At 33.2% G+C, this 16,161-nt stretch carries 17 protein-coding genes; 13 read left to right on the plus strand and 4 right to left on the minus strand.

Going from position 1 to position 16,161, the window contains the following annotated elements:
- Positions 1-12: 12 nt before the first annotated feature.
- Positions 13-192, minus strand: coding sequence for a C1orf53 family protein (locus A4F88_RS23435; RefSeq protein ID WP_068845334.1), 180 nt, complete (start codon positions 190-192; stop codon positions 13-15).
- Positions 193-295: 103 nt separating this feature from the next.
- Between A4F88_RS23435 and A4F88_RS23440 the strand changes: the two genes are divergently transcribed.
- From A4F88_RS23440 to A4F88_RS23460, 5 genes are all read left to right on the plus strand, one after another.
- Positions 296-631, plus strand: coding sequence for a hypothetical protein (locus A4F88_RS23440; protein ID WP_068845336.1), 336 nt, complete (start codon positions 296-298; stop codon positions 629-631).
- Positions 632-638: 7 nt separating this feature from the next.
- A complete protein-coding gene (locus A4F88_RS23445) occupies positions 639-1,535 on the plus strand; it encodes a 1-aminocyclopropane-1-carboxylate deaminase/D-cysteine desulfhydrase (protein ID WP_143155084.1) in 897 nt (298 codons plus the stop codon).
- Positions 1,528-2,430, plus strand: coding sequence for a glucosaminidase domain-containing protein (locus tag A4F88_RS23450; protein ID WP_068845340.1), 903 nt, complete (start codon positions 1,528-1,530; stop codon positions 2,428-2,430). The genes A4F88_RS23445 and A4F88_RS23450 overlap by 8 nt, the downstream gene beginning before the upstream one ends.
- A 37-nt stretch (positions 2,431-2,467) precedes the next feature.
- Complete coding sequence (gene hemL / locus A4F88_RS23455; RefSeq protein ID WP_068845342.1) at positions 2,468-3,754, plus strand: glutamate-1-semialdehyde 2,1-aminomutase; 1,287 nt, start codon at positions 2,468-2,470, stop codon at positions 3,752-3,754.
- A gap of 184 nt (positions 3,755-3,938) precedes the next feature.
- The gene (locus tag A4F88_RS23460; protein WP_068845344.1) at positions 3,939-6,410 is read left to right on the plus strand and encodes a zinc-dependent metalloprotease; all 2,472 of its coding nucleotides are present in this window, start codon (positions 3,939-3,941) and stop codon (positions 6,408-6,410) included.
- Positions 6,411-6,449: 39 nt separating this feature from the next.
- Here the strand turns inward: A4F88_RS23460 and A4F88_RS23465 are convergent, their stop codons facing one another.
- Positions 6,450-6,884: a hypothetical protein gene (locus A4F88_RS23465; RefSeq protein WP_068845346.1), complete on the minus strand. Its 435-nt coding sequence runs from the start codon at positions 6,882-6,884 to the stop codon at positions 6,450-6,452.
- Between the two features lie 160 nt (positions 6,885-7,044).
- On the opposite strand from A4F88_RS23465, the gene A4F88_RS23470 reads away from it, so the two are divergent.
- Positions 7,045-8,070, plus strand: a complete 1,026-nt coding sequence (locus A4F88_RS23470) for a 2-hydroxyacid dehydrogenase (protein ID WP_068845348.1) — start codon at positions 7,045-7,047, stop codon at positions 8,068-8,070.
- Positions 8,071-8,098: 28 nt separating this feature from the next.
- Positions 8,099-8,695, plus strand: coding sequence for a hypothetical protein (locus A4F88_RS23475; RefSeq protein ID WP_068845350.1), 597 nt, complete (start codon positions 8,099-8,101; stop codon positions 8,693-8,695).
- A gap of 69 nt (positions 8,696-8,764) precedes the next feature.
- On the opposite strand, the gene lysS is transcribed toward A4F88_RS23475, so the two are convergent.
- Entirely contained in the window at positions 8,765-10,468 is a 1,704-nt protein-coding gene (gene lysS, locus A4F88_RS23480; protein WP_068845352.1) for a lysine--tRNA ligase, read from the minus strand.
- 356 nt (positions 10,469-10,824) lie between these two features.
- Here lysS and A4F88_RS23490 point away from each other — a divergent pair, with 356 nt between their 5' ends.
- The 6 genes from A4F88_RS23490 (at position 10,825) to A4F88_RS23515 (ending at position 15,436) form a co-directional block, all read left to right on the plus strand.
- The gene (locus A4F88_RS23490) at positions 10,825-11,550 is read left to right on the plus strand and encodes a hypothetical protein (RefSeq protein ID WP_068845358.1); all 726 of its coding nucleotides are present in this window, start codon (positions 10,825-10,827) and stop codon (positions 11,548-11,550) included.
- A gap of 111 nt (positions 11,551-11,661) precedes the next feature.
- Positions 11,662-12,387, plus strand: a complete 726-nt coding sequence (locus tag A4F88_RS23495) for a hypothetical protein (protein ID WP_068845360.1) — start codon at positions 11,662-11,664, stop codon at positions 12,385-12,387.
- Between the two features lie 65 nt (positions 12,388-12,452).
- Positions 12,453-13,211 carry a hypothetical protein gene (locus tag A4F88_RS23500; protein WP_068845362.1) on the plus strand — a complete coding sequence of 253 codons (759 nt, stop codon included), beginning with the start codon at positions 12,453-12,455 and terminating at the stop codon, positions 13,209-13,211.
- Positions 13,212-13,216: 5 nt separating this feature from the next.
- The gene (lipB, locus tag A4F88_RS23505) at positions 13,217-13,915 is read left to right on the plus strand and encodes a lipoyl(octanoyl) transferase LipB (protein WP_068845365.1); all 699 of its coding nucleotides are present in this window, start codon (positions 13,217-13,219) and stop codon (positions 13,913-13,915) included.
- Positions 13,916-13,941: 26 nt separating this feature from the next.
- Entirely contained in the window at positions 13,942-14,763 is an 822-nt protein-coding gene (locus A4F88_RS23510; RefSeq protein ID WP_068845367.1) for an AraC family transcriptional regulator, read from the plus strand.
- A gap of 82 nt (positions 14,764-14,845) precedes the next feature.
- A complete protein-coding gene (locus A4F88_RS23515) occupies positions 14,846-15,436 on the plus strand; it encodes an NAD(P)H-dependent oxidoreductase (RefSeq protein ID WP_068845368.1) in 591 nt (196 codons plus the stop codon).
- Positions 15,437-15,469: 33 nt separating this feature from the next.
- Here the strand turns inward: A4F88_RS23515 and A4F88_RS23520 are convergent, their stop codons facing one another.
- A complete protein-coding gene (locus tag A4F88_RS23520; RefSeq protein WP_068845369.1) occupies positions 15,470-16,138 on the minus strand; it encodes a ribonuclease HII in 669 nt (222 codons plus the stop codon).
- Between the last annotated feature and the right edge of the window lie 23 nt (positions 16,139-16,161).

A 16,161-nucleotide genomic window follows, 5' to 3' on the forward strand; every position in this document is an offset into this window, starting at 1 on the left:
AAGTCTAAAAATCTATTTTCTTCTTATTTCCCCTGTTCGTTTATCAAATCCATACGGACAATGACGACAACCGCTTTTGCAGCAATAACCTCTTTTTAAGTGGTGTTTTTCAGTAAAGCATTTATAACCTTCGGGCGTATAGTAAAAATCTTCGCCTTCGATTAGTTTATTTTCATTACTTTGCTCTTTCATAAATCTGTTTTGGGTTCATGTTCGTGTTATTTAAAATCAGATTGATTGTGATTTTAATGAAATCGAACATTTTTTATCTACAAATTTATAAATTTTACAGCCAATGTTTCTTATTGTTGCTAAATATTTAATTCCAAATGGATATCGGGGAATGGCTGTGTTTCCGTTTGTATTGATGAAGCATGAATTTGATAAAGCAGATAAGATTTTTGTCAATCATGAAAAAATACATTTACGGCAACAAATAGAAATGCTGATTTTACCTTTTTTTATCTGGTATTTTTTAGAATATTTAATTCGGCTTATTCAATACAAAAACGGAGCTTTGGCCTATCGCAATATAAGTTTTGAAAGAGAAGCTTACGCTAAAGAAACTGATCTGGATTATTTGAAAAACAGATCATTCTTTCAGTTTCTGCATTACATTATTTTAAAATAAAACAATTTTGAATCAATCTATTCCCATACATTTCCCAAACGATATTTCTTTGACTATAAAACGTGAAGATCTGATTCATCCGTTTGTTTCCGGCAATAAATTCAGAAAGCTGAAATACAATTTACTTCAGGCGAAAGTCGAAAAAAAAGAAACGGTATTGACTTTTGGCGGCGCCTTCTCCAATCATATTGCTGCAGTAGCTTATGCAGGAAAAGAGCAAGGTTTTAAAACAATTGGAATTATCCGTGGCGATGAACTTTTTGAAAAAATTGAAGAGAATCCAACTTTGAGATTTGCCCAGGAAAACGGAATGCAGTTTGAATTTGTTTCAAGAGAAGACTATCGTTTAAAAAGTGAAATATCATTTTTAGGAAAACTCAAAAACAAATATGGAGACTTTTATTTAGTGCCCGAAGGCGGAACAAACGAATTGGCGGTAAAAGGCTGCGAGGAGATTTTAACAACCGAAGATATTACTTTTGATTATGTTTGTTGTGCGGTTGGAACAGGCGGAACTATTTCCGGATTAATTAACAGTACATCGTCAAATCAGAAAATTTTAGGTTTTCCGGTACTAAAAGGTGACTTTTTAACCGATGAAATTCGTATTTTTGCAAAAAAAGATAACTGGAATTTAGTTTCTGACTATCATTTTGGAGGTTATGGCAAGATAAATTTAGAATTAATTGAATTTATCAATAGTTTTCTTGAAGAAACAAAAGTGCCCTTAGATCCAATTTATACAGGAAAGATGGTTTTTGGCGTTATAGATTTAATCCATAAAAACTATTTTCCTGCACATTCGAAAATTTTACTCATTCACACTGGCGGATTGCAGGGAATTGAAGGGATGAATATAAAATTGAAGCAGAAGAAATTACCAATACTCAAAACCAATGATTAAAAAAATTGTATTACTTCTCGTAATATTAGCTTTAGCAAGTTGCTCATCTAGTAAGCCTGCCATCGCGACGACTAAAAAAGCAGCAGCAGTTCAAGCCAGAACAGCAGCAGCAAAAAGAACTACTCCCGTTAAACCAATTGGTAAAAATTACCCTTCTACAAATAATACAACTGAGGTTATTCAATCTACATCCAAAACAGTTGTCACCAGCGATTTAATCAATAATTATATTTTACAATACAAGGATATTGCCATTGGAAATATGAAAACATACGGGATTCCGGCAAGTATTATTTTGGCGCAGGGAATCTTGGAGTCGGGAGCAGGAAAAGGAGATTTAGCGATTGAAGCAAACAATCATTTCGGAATCAAATGTCATAAAGACTGGCTGGGAGAAAGTGTTCGTCATGATGATGATTCGGCTCAGGAATGTTTTAGAAAATATCCTCAAGCTTCAGAATCTTACAGAGATCATGCTTTGTTTTTGGTTGGGAAAAAGCGATATGAGACTTTATTTACTTACGAAAAAGACGATTATAAAGCCTGGGCAAAAGGGTTGAGAGCTGCGGGTTATGCAACAGATCCTAATTATCCGGACAAATTAATCAGTTATATCGAACGTTACAATCTGCATCAATACGATTGTCAGGTTACGGGAAGAAATTATGTTCCGATTAATAAAACGGCTCCGGCAAGAAGTTCATCTTCAGTTGTGATTTCTGATCCAAAGATAAATATGAACTCAAATAATGATCCGAATTTGTATGAAGTTCAAAAAGGGGATACCTTATATTCGATTTCAAAAAAATTCAATCTGTTGGTTGACGACTTAAAACAAAAAAATAATTTAACTGATAATGCCATTTCAATTGGACAAAGGTTGAAAGTGAAGTAATTATCAATTAATAATTGTCAAGAAATCTAAAATAAAAATGTTATATAAAAGAAGTAGTCAGCTTTTTGCTGAGGCAGAAAAAGTAATTCCGGGAGGCGTAAATTCACCAGTAAGAGCATTTAAAGCAGTTGGCGGAACTCCGATTTTTGTAAAAAGTGCCAAAGGTGCTTATTTGTATGATGAAGACGGGAATAAACTAATAGATTATATTAACTCTTGGGGACCAATGGTTTTAGGTCATGCATATCAGCCGGTTGTGGATGCCGTGATTGAAAAAGCAAAACTGGGAACTTCTTTTGGAATGCCTACAGAACTGGAAACCGAAATCGCTGCCTTAGCAGTTTCTATGGTTCCTAATATTGATAAAATAAGATTTGTAAATTCAGGTACAGAAGCTTGTATGAGTGCGATTCGTCTGGCTCGCGGATTTACAAAAAGAGATAAAATCATCAAATTTGCAGGTTGTTATCACGGACATTCTGATTCGTTTTTGATTCAGGCCGGAAGTGGAGCTGTAACCTTTGGATCTCCAAATAGTCCGGGTGTTACAGAAGGAACTGCAAAAGATACTTTGCTTGCAAAATACAATGATTTAGAGAATGTAAAAACTTTAATCGAAGCAAATAAAGGAGAAATTGCTGCGATTATTATCGAAGCAGTTGCAGGAAATATGGGATGTATTCCGCCTCAAAAAGGTTTCCTGGAAGGTTTGAGAGCATTGTGTACTGCAAACGGAATTTTATTAATTTTTGATGAGGTAATGACTGGTTTCCGTCTGGCTCGCGGAGGTGTTCAGGAATTGTATAACATCAATGCTGATATTGTAACTTTCGGAAAAGTAATTGGTGGTGGATTGCCAGTTGGAGCTTTTGCTGCCCGTGCAGAAATTATGAATTATTTAGCGCCGCTTGGTCCGGTATATCAGGCAGGAACATTATCAGGAAATCCGTTAGCTATGGCAGCAGGATATGCCATGTTGAAAGCATTAGACAATGATCGTGAAATCTTTACCCGTTTAGAAGAAAAAACAGCTTATTTAGAAGCCGGAATCGACAGGGTTTTAAAGGCAAATAATGTTGTATTTACAATCAATAGAGTTGGTTCTATGATTTCGGTGCATTTTGATGCAAATCCGGTTGTTGATTTTCAAACTGCTGCAAAAGGAGATAATGAAACCTTTAAGAAATTCTTTCACGGTTTATTACAGGAAGGTATTTATATTGCTCCATCAGCTTATGAAACCTGGTTTATTACCGATGCACTGACTTATGAAGATTTAGATTTTACTATTAATGCAATTGATAAGGTTTCAAAGACATTTTAAATCTTATAGAATAATTATATTTTTTTTCAATTTGAAGGTTCAGTTTTTTATAAAGCTGAACCTTTTTTCATGATTTAAATGCTGAACTGTATTAGTTAATGAAAAGTTAATATAAGTGTTTTTCTGCCTATATATAGAATAAAAATTATTTTTGTTTATCAAATAACCATTAAACCCATAATAAATGAAGAAATTTTTCATTTTTATTACAATGGCAGTTTTTATGCTGTTTTCTAATAACCAATTTGCCCAATCCAACAAAAAATCTAAGAAAGATGAACCGGCTGCTACATCACCGGAAAAAAAATCAGAATCGACCATTAAAGAGTACAGTAAAGTAATTACAAAAGATGCTGTCTCTGATTCCGGACTCTTTACAGTTCATAAAGTAGATAAAAAGTACTATTTCGAAATTCCAAATAAATATTTAGACAAGGATATGCTTTTAGTGAGCAGACTTTCAAAATTGCCTTCTAATTTAGGAGGCGGATATGTAAATGCAGGTTCTGAAACCAATGAGCAATTAATAGTATGGCAGCGTTTTCAGGATAAAATCCTTATCAAATCAAAATCATATAATGCTGTTGCAAATGATTCTTTACCTATTAGTATTTCGGTAAAATCAAATAATTATGAGCCTACTTTATTTGCTTTTGATATTGTAGCTTTTAGTAAAGATTCTGCCAATACAGTTATTGATGTTACGAAGTTTTACAGTACAGATGTAAAAGCAATTAGCGGAATATCAGCAGAAATGCGTGAAACTTATAAAGTAAAAGGACTTGATGAATCCAGAAGTTTTATCAATACGATTAAAAGTTTTCCGATGAATATCGAAGTCATTCAGGATATGACTTACAATGCATCAAAACCTTCTATGTTAGAAGAAACAGAGTCTATAAGCATCCAGATGAATCAATCGATGATTTTGTTGCCCGAAGTGCCAATGAAACCAAGATTAGCAGATCCAAGAGTGGGCTGGTTTACTGTAAGCCAGTATGATTATGGAAGCAATGAATTGAAATCTGATCTTAAAACCTATATCCGTCGCTGGAGATTAGAACCTAAAGATCCTGAAGCTTATAACAGAGGAGAACTGGTTGAGCCAATAAAGCCTATTGTGTATTATCTGGATCCTGCAACGCCTGAAAAACTGAGAAAATATATCAAACAGGGAATCGAAGAGTGGCAGAAACCTTTTGAAGCTGCCGGGTTTAAAAATGCTATCATTGCAAAAGATGCACCTACAAAAGAAGAAGATCCTGATTTTAGTCCTGAAGATATTCGTTATTCTGTTATTCGATATGTTGCAAGTACAACCCGTAATGCGGTTGGACCAAGTGTTTCTGACCCCAGAACAGGAGAAATTATCGAAAGTGATGTAATATGGTATCACAACCATTTACGTTCGTACAGAAACCGTTATTTACTCGAAACCGGAGCTGCAAATCCTTCAGCGAGAACTTTGCAAACCAGTGACGAAGAAATGGGAGAGATGATGCGAATGGTAATTGCTCACGAAGTGGGACACGCTTTAGGATTTCCGCATAATATGGGAGCAAGTTGCGCTTATGATGTGGAAAGCTACAGAAATGGCGATTTTACTCAGCAAAACGGAATCTCAGCAAGTATAATGGATTATGCCCGTTTTAATTATATTGCACAGCCGGGTGATAAAAACATTCGTTTTATTCGTAAAATTGGAGCTTATGATCGATATGCTGTAAATTGGGGATACAGAGTGATTCCAAATGCAAAATCACCAGAGCAGGAAGTACCAACTTTAGACAAATGGATCCTGGACAAAGCAGGAAATCCGTTATATAAATTCGGAAAACAAAGCAGCGCATTTGATCCAACTTCACAAACTGAAGATATTGGAAATAACTCAATGAAAGCGAGTTCTTATGGACTTAAAAATCTGGAATATGTAGCAGCTCATTTAAACGAATGGACAAGTAATGTTACGAATAACTATCAGGATTTAGACGAATTGTACAAAGAAATGCTTGAGGTTTGGAGCCGATATGTAGGTCATGTTGTAACCAATGTTGGCGGAGTTTATGAAAACACGAAAAAACCAAATCAGGCAGGAAATGTATATGAAGTTGTACCAAAAGCAAAACAAACAGAAGCGATGAACTGGCTTCAGGCAAATGCTTTTGCTTCGCCAACATGGCTGGTAAATGTTACGACTTTAAAAAATACTGATTTTGCAGGTTATGCAGAAAGATTTAGAAGTTTGCAGGTTCGTCATTTGAATAGCTTATTAAGTATTGGCCGCATTGGCCGATTAATGGATAATGAAATTCTGGGTGCTGATACTTATACCGCTTTGGATTTCTTGAAAGATACACGAAAAGGAATCTGGAAAGAAGCTTCGACACCAACGAATGTAACGATATACCGAAGAAATTTACAACGTGCTTATATTGACAGAATGGGGGCTTTAATGACCGAAGAAATTAAACCTGCAGACAGATCTGTAATTTATTATAATGTAGGACAATCTGATGTTAGAGCTTTAGTTCGAGGAGAATTAACAACATTGAGAGCTACACTTTTGGCAGCAAAAGCAAAACCAGTTAATACAGAAACAAAATACCATTATGAGGATTGTATTAAAAGAATCGATTTAATACTTAATCCTAAGTAAGATATTCTAACAAAAAAGAGGCTCAAAAGGCCTCTTTTTTTAGTTTTTATCTTTACGATATTCTTTCATTCTTTCTTTTGCTTTGTCTTTATTTTCTTCTTGTATAGAAGTCCATTTTTTGTATTGATCAGCATTTAGAATAGATTTCATTTTAGCATCATTTGCATCTTTTTCTGCCATCATTTGTTTTTTGAAAGCTTCTTTTTCAGCCGCAGTAGGTTTTGTGGTACTGTTTTTTCGGTCTTCTCTAAACTTTTCTGCTTTTGCGGTTCTGTCAGCTAAAAGTTGTTTTACCTGAGCCTGTTGATTAGCATCTAAATTTAAATCAGTAGTTAGTTTTTGCAAATGTTTGTCATTTCGTTGTTCAGGAGTGAGTTTTTCTCTGCGCTCACGAGTAGGCTTTTGATCTGTTGTTTCCTGTGCAAAACTCGCTACTCCGATAAGTAACAAAACTGCGATAAATAATTTTTTCATGATGTAAGTTTTTTAATTGTTATAGCAATAAGACTTTATCAAATTCAATAGGTTTAATCTGATTGTCAGAATTATAGTTTATTTAACAAAAAGAAAAGTAATTTATTAAAATTGCTTACTTTAGTAAAAACAGAAGTTTAAATCCCAAAAAGAAGCGATTATGAGTTCAAATTCCACGTTAAGTAATAATAAAATAGCCTTTTTCTCGACGCAGCCTTATGATGAAGCTTTTTTTAATAAATACAATAATGAATTTGGTTTTAAACTGGATTTTTTTGAAACCCAGCTAAATCCTCAAACAGTCATTTTAATAGAAAATGCCTCTATAGTTTGTATTTTTGTAAATGATATTGTCAACGAAGCCGTAATTAAACAATTGGCAGAAAAAAGGGTAAAGATCATTGCTTTGCGTTGTGCCGGTTTTAATAATGTTGATCTCGAAGCGGCTAAAAAGTATAACTTAAAAGTTTGTCGTGTTCCGGCATATTCTCCTCAGGCTGTTGCAGAACATGCGATGGCAATGATTTTAACTTTAAACAGAAAAACGCATAAAGCCTACAACAGAGTTCGGGAACAAAACTTCTCACTAAACGGGCTATTAGGTTTTGATTTATTTGGAAAAACAATTGGCATCATTGGAACAGGAAACATCGGAAAAGCTTTTGCTAAAATTGCCTTAGGGTTTGGCTGTAAGGTTTTAGCATATGATATTGTCACAAATCCGGAGATGGAGAAAGACGGAGTACGATTTGTATCATTAGAAGACATTTTTCATTCAAGTGATATTATTTCCCTGCATTGCCCTTTAAATGATAAAACAAAGCATGTAATCAATAAAAACTCTATTGTTTTGATGAAAGACAGCGTAATGATAATCAATACAAGTCGGGGTGGATTAATCGAAACAGCTTCTGTTATTGAAGGCTTAAAAGAAGGTAAAATTGGGTATCTCGGAATCGATGTTTACGAACAGGAAGAAAAACTGTTTTTCAGAGATCTTTCAGCAGATATCATTCAGGATGATGCAATTCAGCGTTTAATGAGTTTTCCAAATGTTTTGGTAACAGCACATCAGGCGTTTTTTACCAATGAAGCTTTAACGCAGATTGCTTTTGTGACTTTTAATAATATAAAATCACTTTTGGAGCAAAATGATATTGAAAATAAAGCCGCATTACTGGTTTAAAAAATTTGTTTAATTATAAATGCAGATTATGAAAAATAAAATTCTAATTCTAATCGGAATTTTGGGATTGTATTCCTGTCAAAATAAAAACGAACCCAAAAATATTATTAAAACTATTGCCCAGGATACCTTATCAAAAACAGTTGCAGGAACTGCAGATTTGACTGATGCACCACCCAGAGACGATAAAGCAGTAGAACTGATCAGGAAACAATTAAATGTTTTGCTAAAAAAGGATTTGGCGGCAATGACCAAAGAAGATCGATTTTTTTATTATCAGGCTTTTGATTTAAATAATGATAAGAAAGACGAATACTTTGTTGGTTTTTCTAATCCCTATTTTTGCGGAAGCGGTGGTTGTTCAGGTTATATTTTAAACAATGACGGAAGTTTAATCAATTCTTTCACTGTAACCGATTTCCCGATTTTTGTGACCACTTCGGTAACTGAAAAATTTTATGATTTAATATTTGAAAGCGGAGGGAAGTTTCATCTTCTGAAAATGAAAAACGGAAAATATCCTTCCAATCCGTCAGTTCAGGAAGTTGTAAAAGGAAATGTTCCAAAAGAAAGCATTAAGGTTTTAGATATTACTTCTAAAAAATTAGAGAAGTACTCTTTTTAAAAAACAAAACCCGGCAGATTTTTAAAATCTGCCGGGTTTGATATATACATTTAAAAGATTTTTTTTAAACTATTCTACCAATTCCACAGTCTTAAACTCGCCGTCAACAACAACTTTAGTTAAACCATGTTTAGATAAGTTTTTCATAGACGCATCCCATTTTTTACCGCTTAAGTTAGCTGTAACTTTTAGTTGCGCCAATTCCATTTTATTTTCGTTTCCTTTCAATAAAGTAATAATTACTTTTTCTTCGTCAGAAAGTTCAATCTGCGATTGTTTTTTCTCCGGACGCATTTGCGGGAATAGTAAAACTTCCTGAATAGAAGCATTGTTTGTTAAATACATAATCAAACGGTCCATTCCAATTCCCATTCCGGATGTTGGAGGCATACCGTATTCAAGAGCTCTTAAGAAATCTTCATCGATAATTCCGTTTGCTTCATCATCACCTTTTGCAGCCAAACGCATTTGATCCTCAAAACGTTCACGCTGATCAATAGGATCATTTAACTCAGAATAAGCATTTGCGATTTCTTTACCACAAACCATTAATTCAAAACGCTCTGTAAGTTCCGGATTGTCGCGGTGCTCCTTACATAAAGGCGACATTTCTTTAGGATAATCAGTAATAAAAGTTGGCTGAATGTAATTTCCTTCGCATTTTGCTCCAAAAATCTCATCAATCAATTTTCCTTTCCCCATTGTTTTATCCACCTCAATTCCCATTCCTCTTGCAGCTTCAAACAATTCATCTTCTGTTTTACCTGAGATATCAAAACCTGTAAAATGTTTGATAGAATCTGTCATGGTTACACGTGCATAAGGCGCTTTAAAGTTGATTTGGTGTTCTCCAAAAGTAACTTCGCTTGTACCATTTACAGCAATTGCACAATGCTCCAATAAACCTTCAGCAAATTCCATCATCCAGTTGTAGTCTTTGTAGGCTACATATATTTCCATGGCAGTAAATTCAGGATTATGCGTTCTGTCCATTCCTTCATTACGGAAGTTCTTAGAGAACTCATAAACACCTTCGAAACCACCAACAATCAATCTTTTTAAATACAATTCGTTTGCAATACGCATATATAGCGGAATATCAAGCGAATTATGGTGCGTGATAAAAGGTCTTGCCGAAGCACCACCCGGAATTGATTGTAAAACCGGAGTTTCAACCTCAAGATATCCTGCATCATTAAAATAACCACGCATTGCAGTATACAACTTGGTACGTTTAATGAAGTTTTCTTTAACTTGTGGATTCACAGTTAAATCTACATAACGCATTCTGTAGCGTAACTCAGCGTCATTAAATGCATCGTGCACATTTCCATCTTCATCTACTTTTGGTAACGGAAGAGGGCGTAATGTTTTACTCAAAAAAGTAAAACCGCTTACACGAATACATTTTGCACCAACTTGTGTAGTAAACAATTCTCCTTCAATGCCAATAAAATCACCTAGATCAGTTAGTTTTTTAAATACCTGATTGTATAAAGTTTTATCGTCACCTTCACACAAAACATCGCGATTTACGTACAATTGAATACGTCCTTCGCTATCCTGCAATTCAGCAAAACAAGCTTTACCCTGATCACGAACACTCATCAAACGACCTGCAACGATCACCTTCTTACCTTCTTCAAACGACTCCTTAATTTGCTTAGAAGTATGATTTACAGGAAAAAGATTAGCCGGATAAGGATTGATTCCTAAGTTGCGTAAGTTTTGAAGTTTTTCTCTTCGAATGATTTCTTGTTCTGATAATGCCATTTTGTGCTATTTTTTAAGAGTGCAAAGATAAAATTTTTGTTTCAAGTTTCAACTCAAAGTGTTAAGGTTTTTTGAAGCAGAAATTTAAGGTGTTTTAATAACCATTTCTCCCGCTATACACTTGTATCTTTTTTGCAGAAAAAGCAAAAAAGGATACCGTTGCTATCGGGGCTATATCAGAAGATTAATTTTCAAAATGCATTCTGGGCTGAAATGTTTATTTTACAGAAAAAAAGTAATCATAACCATAAAGCTTCATGGAGTAAAAGATTAAGATCAAATAAAAATTTATGTAAGAAAATATCTTTTAATACATATCTTAGCAAACTTAAAATCTTTAGAAACTTTTTGTGCAAATGAAATATTTATCAGCCGTTTTAATTTTATTTTTGGTAACAAGTTGTCAAATTACAGAAACCATTACGATAAATCCGGACAGAGGCGGTGATATAGAAGTTATCCAGCTTCGGGATGAAAATAGTTATATGCAATTAGCCGGCGAATCGTATTCGCATGAGAATGTGTTTAAAGATACCACTTATGTTTTTAAAGATTATATCACAAAATACAATGAAACGTTTTTGAAATATACACCAGAAGAACAAAAGTTATTTCAAAAATATGCCAATGTAAAAGCGCATATTAAAGAGAGTTCTTTCGAGAAAGAATTTAAAAATGTGTTCTCACTTCATTTTAATAAAGTTTCAGAGATCCCTGATTTATATAAAACAGAACATTATGCAGATGATCTTGAGAACAATTATGCATTAACAGCAGAAAAGCACTATTATAAAATCGCATATAGTTTTGATGGCAAAATCTTTAAACGTATGGTTTCTGTCATAAATACAGCCGAATTACAAAAGGCAAAAGATGAATATAAAAATAACGAGTCTAAATTTGGGAGTTTAAAATTTACTCAGTTGTACATCTTAAAATATTATTTCCCTGAAAAAATAAAATCAGTTTCAAACAACAAAGCACAAATCAGTTCTGATAGAAAATCTTTAACCTTAGAGTTTCAGCTTTCGGCTTGTTTGCAAGATCCGGAAAGTACAAATTTAGAAGTCGTTTTGGAATAAAAAACAATTTAAAAGAAAGTATCTTCGCAACTCAAAACCTATAATTTTAAAAAACCTATGAAAAAATATCTGATTTGTTTTCTTGTCCTATTTCTTATTGTAAGCTGTACAATGAAAGAAAAAGTTGTAATAAACGAAGATGGCTCAGGAACTTTTTCATACGGATTTGATATGTCAGGTATGTTTAAAATGGGAATGAAAAGCAGTGATTCAACCAAAAAGAAACAAGTAATAGATACTGCATTTACTTTTAAAGAACTCTTTGATAAGGCAAAAGACAGTATTGCAAAATTGCCTGCAGCAGATAAAGCAATGCTTAAAGTTTTAGAGAACTTTAAAATTAGCATGAAAGTAGATGAGGAAAAAAAACAGTTTGAATACAATATGGTTATTGGATTTAAATCTTTAGACAGTATTCAAAATATGGCTTCTCCATCTGAAACTTTAGAAACCTTAGCACTTTCGGATAAAAAGAGATTAGGAGCTTTAAGTGCCGTACCAAAAACGGAAAATAAAAATACAACGAGTTTTAGTTATGATGGAAAAGTTTTTATAAAAAGCGTTGTTCCTTTAAAAGAAGATGCTAAATCAAAAACACCGACTAAAAAGAAGAAAAAGGAAAAACCGGGAGATGACCCCTTTTCAAAAAAAATGGATGAAATGCTTAAAGAATGTAAATATTCGATTGAGTATCATTTTCCGAAAAAAATAAAAACTGTTTCTCTAAAAAATGCTGTAATAGCGACAGATAGAAAAAGCTTTATTCTGGATGTTCCGCTCGAAAACCTGCCGGATAATAATGTAGAATTAGGTTTTAAAGTAATATTTGAAAACTAATCTACGGCTATAAACGCTATAATTCTTTAAAATAGAGTTCGTATCTTTGATAAAAAATTAGACAAATGAAATTATATAAATTACTTAGTTTTTGTTTTGTACTGGCAACTTTAACGAGTTGTACTTTTACCGAGAATATTACTGTAAATGATAATGGAACCGGAAAATTTTCTGTAGACATGGATGGTTCTTCCTTAATGGCTATGGCTGGTGATCAGCTTGGAGATCAAATGGGAGCCGATGCTAAAAAAAATATAGATACCACTTTTACTTTCAAACAAGTATTTGAAGAGAAAAAAGACAGTATTGCAAAATTATCACCAGAAGCTCAAAAAGAACTTAAAAAGCTCGAAAATTTTGTAGTAAACACTAAAATGAACGGAGAGAAAAAAGAGTTTTTAATGACTTTATCTACTGATTTTAAAAACGTAAACGAGTTACAGGATATATTACAAACTGCCAGTGCACTTCAAAAACTGGAAGGTAGCGGAGGAAATGCCTCAACACCTTTTGCAGGAGGTTTAGGGAATAATAATAGCAAGTTAAGTTATACTTATGATGGAAAAAAGTTTACCCGTAAAGCTACAATTGACAAGCAAAAATTAGCAGAAAAGGCAAAAGATAGTGCAGCCGATATGTCTAAAATGATATTTGCTTCTTCTAATTATATAGTGAAATATCACTTTCCTAAAAAAATTAAAAAAGTTTCAAATCCAAACGCTTTATTTAGTGAGGATCGAAAATCAATTACAATTCAATACCCTTTCACGGATTATATGGAGAATCCTGACAAACTCAACTTTGAAGTAGAGTTTGAAAAATAATAAAAATGAACAAAAAAATTCAACTTCAAGATTTAGGAAGTAAAGATTATAAATCGACCTGGGAATATCAGGAAGAGCTTTTTAAAGATATAGTCGACTTAAAAATAAGAAACAGAAGAGAAGAACTTGATCTGCCAACACCAAATTATTTATTGTTTGTAGAACATCCGCATGTTTATACTTTAGGTAAAAGCGGTGATTTTGAAAATTTGCTGTTAAACGAAAAACAGCTTGAAGCAAAAGGTGCAACATTCTATAAAATTAATCGTGGGGGAGATATTACATATCACGGACCAGGACAAATTGTAGGTTATCCAATTTTGGATTTAGAAAATTTCTTTACGGATATACATAAATATTTGCGCTTTCTGGAAGAGTCTATAATTCTAACATTAGAAGAATATGGCTTAAAATGCGGACGAAGCGAAGGTGAAACAGGAGTCTGGTTAGATGTAGGAACGCCGTTTGCACGAAAAATTTGTGCACTTGGTGTACGTGCTTCACGCTGGGTTACGATGCACGGATTTGCTTTAAATGTTAATGTAGATTTAGGTTATTTTGATAATATAATTCCGTGTGGAATTCGAGGAAAAGGAGTTACTTCATTACACGTAGAACTTGGTGTAGAAAAGGTAGATGAGGCCGAAGTAAAAGCTAAAATCATCAAGCACTTAACACAATTGTTTGAAGCCGAATTTTTTTAATAAGTTTCAAAAAAATATAAAATAGTATGAAAAATGCTGAAGAAAATAACAATTATAAAATTGCAGTTCCTTCGGCATTTGAATCTGTTTTTTCTCATTTTTATTTCGCCGAAAATAAGACGGCAAATCCTGTTACCAAAACATTATTACCAAGTTTTCAAACTATTTTGGTTTTTAACTTTGGAGCAAATTCCTCTTTAAAATCGCATCAGAACAATATCCTTGAAGTTGAGAAATGTTTGATTTTAGGTCCAATTAAACAAGCATTTGATTATACATTAGAACCTCATTCTGAAATCCTGGTAGCAAATTTTAAAGAAGATGCTTTTTACAGATTCTTTGGAAATGCACTTTTAACTCATTCTTTGCCTATTCATCCAGATGCTTTAATTCCTGATAATTGTTTCTCTGTTTTATGGGAAGAACTTAAAAACTTGTCTGATATACAAGAACGTGTTGCTTATATTTTAGAATTTTGTAAACCTTATTTGCGAGAACAAAATTCAATAACAACCTTGTTGACAGAATTTAAGGAAGAAACTCTGAATCCGATTAAAGCTATTGCTTCAAAAATAAATCAGACAGAGAGAAATGTTCAACTCAATCAAAAGAAATTCTTTGGTTATACCATAAAAGAAATTAGTCGTTATGAACGTTTTCTTAAAGCAGTTGAGTTAATTCAAAAAAGTGCCGATATTTCAGCTAAAATAGATTGGATTTTAATTGTTGAGCAATGTGGTTATTACGATCAAAGTCAACTCATTCATGACTTTAAATATTATATGAATATTTCTCCAACTAAGTTCCTTAAATTTCAAAACGATATTTGTAGCTCAAAAGCTTATTGAGTATTGGTTTTCGTTTTCTTACAATTGTCACTGAAACTTGCGTTCTACATTTGTCGTGTTCAATCTTTAAAAAATAGAAAACATGAAAAATTTAATTATTTATGCGCATCCAAATTCAGCCAGTTTAAATCATTTCTTTAAACAAACAGTAGTTGAAAGTCTCCTGCAATCCGGGCAGGAAGTTGTGGTTCGTGATTTAAACGAGATCAGTTTTAATCCGGTTTTGTCTCTGGAAGATATGAATGGACAACGAATGAGAAAAGTTACCGATGATGTCAAAACAGAACAGGATTTTATTACCTGGGCTGATCAGATTATTTTTATTTATCCCATTTGGTGGACTGGAATGCCTGCAATTATGAAAGGTTATATTGATAGGGTATTTAGTTATGGATTTGCCTATAGATATGATCAGGGTGTCCAAAAAGGTTTATTAGCCGGAAAACAAACAGTGATTATTAATTCACATGGAAAATCAAATGCTGAATATGAGACAATGGGTATGGATAAAGCTTTAGCATTAACTTCGGATACCGGAATTTTTAAATACTCCGGATTAGAAATCAAACAACATTTTTATTTTGATAAAGCAGACAGGGCTTCAAGTGAGAATATTTTAGAATGGACTAAACAGATTAAAATGTTGTTTGAGGAAAAAGTAATTTGTGATTAACTTTTCAATACAATATATAAGTATTAATATTTTTTATTCTTCAAAGAAGTTTAATTCCAATTGATCCGGCAAGAGCCTAAAACTCATTCTGTGGTATTTTGTGGTGCCATATTTTCTAATGGCATCACGATGCTCTTGGGTAGGATATCCTTTGTTCTTTTTCCAGTTGTACATTGGGAATTCTTCATGAATCACATCCATGTATTCATCACGATAGGTTTTGGCTAAAACAGAAGCGGCTGCAATACTTAAAAATTTTGAATCTCCTTTTATAATGCTTTGATTGGGAATTGATTTTAGAATTTCTATTTCCTTAGTAGAGAATTGTTTTCCAAAACTGTTCTTTAAGCCTAGCTTCGCATTTAGTGAGCGGTTCCCATCTACAATAATATATTCAGGAACCTTATTTAATTTTAAGATACATTCCTGCATTCCTTTCATCGAAGCATTCAGAATATTGATTTCGTCAATTTCTTCAGGAAATAAATGAGTAACGGCAAAACAAACTGCCTGTTCTTCAATAATTGGTTTTAAGAGTGATCTTGTTTTCTCAGATAGTTGTTTACTGTCATTTAAAATCTGATTTTCAAAATTTTCAGGTAAAATTACTGCTGCTGCAGTAACAGGTCCGGCTAAACATCCTCTTCCGGCTTCATCAGTTCCTGTTTCTAAAAGATATCCTGAGAAATTTTTTTGAAGCATTTTCTTCGTTTTTATATTCAAGT

Source organism: Flavobacterium chilense (genome assembly GCF_001602525.1).
GTDB classification, from domain to species: domain Bacteria; phylum Bacteroidota; class Bacteroidia; order Flavobacteriales; family Flavobacteriaceae; genus Flavobacterium; species Flavobacterium chilense.

Excerpts from the sequence above, each read along its gene's own strand:
- A4F88_RS23475 (WP_068845350.1), top strand. The coding sequence starts at position 8,099 with ATGAAAAATAAAATTCTAATTCTAATCGGAATTTTGGGATTGTATTCC.
- lipB (WP_068845365.1), top strand. The coding sequence starts at position 13,217 with ATGAACAAAAAAATTCAACTTCAAGATTTAGGAAGTAAAGATTATAAA.
- hemL (WP_068845342.1), top strand. The coding sequence starts at position 2,468 with ATGTTATATAAAAGAAGTAGTCAGCTTTTTGCTGAGGCAGAAAAAGTA.
- A4F88_RS23510 (WP_068845367.1), top strand. The coding sequence starts at position 13,942 with ATGAAAAATGCTGAAGAAAATAACAATTATAAAATTGCAGTTCCTTCG.
- A4F88_RS23440 (WP_068845336.1), top strand. The coding sequence starts at position 296 with ATGTTTCTTATTGTTGCTAAATATTTAATTCCAAATGGATATCGGGGA.
- A4F88_RS23460 (WP_068845344.1), top strand. The coding sequence starts at position 3,939 with ATGAAGAAATTTTTCATTTTTATTACAATGGCAGTTTTTATGCTGTTT.
- A4F88_RS23465 (WP_068845346.1), bottom strand. The coding sequence starts at position 6,884 with ATGAAAAAATTATTTATCGCAGTTTTGTTACTTATCGGAGTAGCGAGT.
- A4F88_RS23470 (WP_068845348.1), top strand. The coding sequence starts at position 7,045 with ATGAGTTCAAATTCCACGTTAAGTAATAATAAAATAGCCTTTTTCTCG.
- A4F88_RS23515 (WP_068845368.1), top strand. The coding sequence starts at position 14,846 with ATGAAAAATTTAATTATTTATGCGCATCCAAATTCAGCCAGTTTAAAT.
- A4F88_RS23520 (WP_068845369.1), bottom strand. The coding sequence starts at position 16,138 with ATGCTTCAAAAAAATTTCTCAGGATATCTTTTAGAAACAGGAACTGAT.
- A4F88_RS23500 (WP_068845362.1), top strand. The coding sequence starts at position 12,453 with ATGAAATTATATAAATTACTTAGTTTTTGTTTTGTACTGGCAACTTTA.
- A4F88_RS23450 (WP_068845340.1), top strand. The coding sequence starts at position 1,528 with ATGATTAAAAAAATTGTATTACTTCTCGTAATATTAGCTTTAGCAAGT.
- A4F88_RS23495 (WP_068845360.1), top strand. The coding sequence starts at position 11,662 with ATGAAAGAAAAAGTTGTAATAAACGAAGATGGCTCAGGAACTTTTTCA.
- A4F88_RS23435 (WP_068845334.1), bottom strand. The coding sequence starts at position 192 with ATGAAAGAGCAAAGTAATGAAAATAAACTAATCGAAGGCGAAGATTTT.
- A4F88_RS23490 (WP_068845358.1), top strand. The coding sequence starts at position 10,825 with ATGAAATATTTATCAGCCGTTTTAATTTTATTTTTGGTAACAAGTTGT.
- lysS (WP_068845352.1), bottom strand. The coding sequence starts at position 10,468 with ATGGCATTATCAGAACAAGAAATCATTCGAAGAGAAAAACTTCAAAAC.